The sequence below is a fragment of the Vibrio sp. J2-4 genome, from assembly GCF_021728155.1.
In the GTDB taxonomy this organism is placed as follows: Bacteria; Pseudomonadota; Gammaproteobacteria; order Enterobacterales; family Vibrionaceae; genus Vibrio; species Vibrio diabolicus.
The window spans coordinates 1-3,621 of the sequence record NZ_JAKKCN010000028.1; the positions used below are offsets into that span (position 1 = coordinate 1).

Here is a 3,621-nt window from a genome sequence, read left to right on the forward strand (position 1 = left end):
ATAGGCATAACAAACTGTTTAAGAGTGATTCGCAACGCGTGGCATTTTTACTATGCGTTGGTTTTAGTGTTTAAGGTGGTATGCTGAAGCATCGGTATTGCGTTGCTCACACCTTAACAGGGCGTTAGCTGTTCTCTGAGGAGTTGAATATCTATGACAAAATTTGAAATAGCAATTTCTACATTGTTAATTGGTTTCATGCTCGGCCAAGCGGTAGATTTCATAAAGTATCGCTGGGGTATCTATCGTAAGAAAAAGGGTATCTCAGATGAAGTTCTGGATATTCTTGATGAGTTCAAATTCAAGGCTAAGAGAATCGAAGAAATTCTCAATGACATAAATAGCGTAGCCTTAAGCGGCACAGTTACACCATCCTCTATATCGCACGTTATTTTTGACAATCACTATGCTGATGTTGCGCCATTTTATACCCGTAAAGAAAGAGCTGAACTCGCATCGATTTATAAATGTGTCGAGAATTTCAACAAAGAATTAGCAAGTGGTGAGCGTAAAGGTATCTCAAGTAGTAATAACTCGTTTATCTCCCTGTATGCTCAGTGCCGTATGGGAATTGGCTCTATTGAACATTATCAGCGTTATAAAGGTGAAAAAAGCTTAAACGATAACAAAGAAGAGTTGGACAGAATTCGGTTATCTATACAGAAACTTGCAGATAAGTACCATATTTAAAAACACAGCTAACAAAGCGTTTAAGACGGATTCCCAACGCTTGGCATTTTTGGTTTGATTCAGCTTTAGTGTTTACAGCACAATGGTTTAAGTGCGGTGGCATGCGTTGCTCACCACTTAACGCGGCGTTAAGCGTATAAGAGAAAACTATGAGTTCGGTTAAGAAAAGAGATAACCACTTTGTTCCAGTTATGTATTTAAAAAACTGGTCAACAGGCGGAAAAGTCCAGATTTACAGAACGTTGGTGCAGCATGAAAATGTACCCATCTGGAAGCCGTTTCCTTTAAACGGAATTGGGTATTTGAGAAACCTTTACATTAATACTCAAAACGGAGATGAATGCGACCAAATTGAAACATGGTTTGATCAACAGTTTGAAGCTCCTGCAGAGGCTGCGATTCAAAAAGTGATTTCCAACGCTAAGTTAACGCCGAGTGACTATAAAAGTATCATTAATTTTTTTGCACTTCAGGATCTTCGTACTCCAGTAAAATTTATCGAACACCTCAAAAGAGCAGATAGTAATGAGTTCGAATCCATGATGAGGAGTGTTGTTGATAAAGTAATGTCGCAAGGTGTCCCTAGGAATTTTCAGGTGACTGGTGAATATAAATTTCATGATGAAATGCCGCTGAAATTAAAAATTACCAAAGAAGAATCGGGATTAATGATTCATGTTGAAAACCTAATTGGACGAGCTTCTTGGCTATGGAGTATTAAACACCTATTGAATACAGTCTCATCTCATCTCCATGAACACCAATGGACAATTCTGCATCCAGCCAATGGGCATGAATGGTTCACATCGGATAATCCGGTTTTAAAGCTTAACCATTATGGAGAGGGTAGCTATGACCTTAAAGGTGGTTGGGGTAATGAGGGTACAGAATTGATTTTACCATTAGGTCCTCGGCATTTACTCTATACATTGGTGGGACAGAAGCCACCTCTTCCAAGAGGTACAAGGCTTAGCGAGGAAAAAACTAAGTTAATTAATCATATGTTGGTAGAGAACAGTCACAGGTATGTTGTTTCATCTCATCAGTGTCCTCAAGTAACCAACTACCGTCAAAGGTTAGTTCTTCCTGAAGAAGTTAAGCATGAATTGACACAGTGGAAAGCTTTAAATGAGCATCACTCGAACAAAGAGAAAGAGTTCTACTCAGCAAAATACGCTTAACAAAGCATTTAAGAGTGATTCGTAACGCTTGGCAGTTTCGCTTCGCTCAAGTATAGCCAATCGTCGCTCACACCTTAATGCGGCGTTATGTGCTTTGGTGGAAATGAATATGGAAATCACAATCAGGCGTATTGAAACAGAAAGCATTGAAGACAAGGGTCTATTCGAGGCTTTGTTTAGAGAGTACCTATCTGGATTCTCAGTTGAGCTAGATCTCTCAGTAATTGCTCAGTTATTTGCGTTGCCTTATTTCCACGGATTTATCAGTTTTGTCGATGATAAGCCTGCTGGTTTTGCGGTTTGCTTTGAATCGTTCTCAACTTATCGTGCGCAAAGAGTGATGAATATCCATGATTTTATGGTGTCGGGCAACTTTCGTGGTAAAGGTGTGGGCAAGGCGCAACTGAATGGTATCGAACGGTATTGTCGTGATAATGATTACCTCAAAATCACATTAGAGGTCGGTGATGATAATGTTGCAGCTAAAAAGCTCTATAGCTCATTAGGTTACGAAGATTACAGAGTAGTTTTGAAAGGGCAGCAACATTGGCAAAAGTACCTCAATTAGCACGCACATAACAAACTGTTCAAGAGTGATTCGCAACGCGTGGCATTTTTACTATGCGTTGTTTTTAGTGTTTAAGGTGGTATGCGGCGGTATCGGTATTGGGTTGCTCACACCTTAACAGGGCGTTATGCCTTTTTAGATAATAGGAGCTCTAGTGTTGTGTCAAAAAAACAAGATCTGACAAAACTTAAGGATTTAATTGCTCAAAATTCAAGCAATGATACGCATTTGGTATTTAATAATACTTTTGCTATGGCGTGCTATTTATCAATAATGGGTGAAACGATAGCTTCGGAGAAGCTACTAAATAGCTTGTTTGATTGGCTCGGTAGAGAGCGTCGAACAACTTATTTTCAGGATATTTTCAGTAGTTTCCACGCCAATGCTCATATTTACAGCAAAGAAATTAAAGCAAACGTCGAACTCACGAATTTACTAAATAGAACCGTGTCAGTACAGGCATAACAAACTGTTCAAGAGGGATTCGCAACGCGTGGCATTTTCACTATGCGTTGGTTTTAGTGATTAAGGTGGTTTGCGGCGGCTTCGGTATTGCGTTGCTCACCCCTTAACAGGGCGTTATGTTTTTTGGGAGAAAATGATGGAATTCAAGCTAGAAATCTATGCACCTGAAACAGAAGTTGTAGCTATCCGTGATGCACTTAACTTGGTTGGCGCAGGTGTTGTGGGTGACTATGACAGCGTTATTTCTATCGTAAAAATTTCAGGGTTCTGGAGACCAACTGAAGGCTCGGAACCTGTTACTGGCAAGAAGGGTGAAATTAACTTTGGTGAAGAGGTCAGAATTGACGTTAGATGCCAAGAGTCTTTAGTTCAAGCTGCACTTGATGCTATTCGAACAATTCACCCTTACGAAGAACCAGTGATCAACATTTTACCTCTATACAACTATAAGTTTGTCTAGCTACGTCAGCACAAACATAACAAACTGTTCAAGAGGGATTCGCAACGCGTGGCATTTTTACTATGCGTTGGTTTAAGTGATTAAGGTGGTATGCGGCGGCTTTGGTATTGCGTTGCTCACCCCTTAACAGGGCGTTAGTACTGGTTTGAAATCAGAAGGTTAAAATTTCGGTGTTTATCTTATTTAGTGCTCAGATATTCACCTGAAATTAAGTGCCCAAAACGTTCTCTCCGGTGGCACTAGATGTGCAGTGATCG

At 40.0% G+C, this 3,621-nt stretch carries 5 protein-coding genes; all 5 read left to right on the top strand.

The annotated features are described in order from the left end of the window. The first annotated feature begins 153 nt into the window (after nt 1-153). Entirely contained in the window at nt 154-690 is a 537-nt protein-coding gene (locus tag L3V32_RS25880; protein WP_069507454.1) for a hypothetical protein, read from the top strand. A 149-nt stretch (nt 691-839) separates the two neighbouring features. Continuing rightward, on the top strand, nt 840-1,871 hold the full coding sequence (locus L3V32_RS25885) for a DUF4238 domain-containing protein (protein ID WP_237285665.1): 1,032 nt from the start codon (nt 840-842) through the stop codon (nt 1,869-1,871). Nucleotides 1,872-1,980: 109 nt separating this feature from the next. Further along, nucleotides 1,981-2,439, top strand: a complete 459-nt coding sequence (locus tag L3V32_RS25890) for a GNAT family N-acetyltransferase (protein WP_237285667.1) — start codon at nt 1,981-1,983, stop codon at nt 2,437-2,439. A gap of 159 nt (nt 2,440-2,598) precedes the next feature. Further along, nucleotides 2,599-2,904: a hypothetical protein gene (locus L3V32_RS25900; RefSeq protein WP_193267552.1), complete on the top strand. Its 306-nt coding sequence runs from the start codon at nt 2,599-2,601 to the stop codon at nt 2,902-2,904. A gap of 133 nt (nt 2,905-3,037) precedes the next feature. Further along, nucleotides 3,038-3,364, top strand: a complete 327-nt coding sequence (locus L3V32_RS25910; protein ID WP_237285669.1) for a hypothetical protein — start codon at nt 3,038-3,040, stop codon at nt 3,362-3,364. The last annotated feature ends 257 nt before the right edge of the window (nt 3,365-3,621 follow it).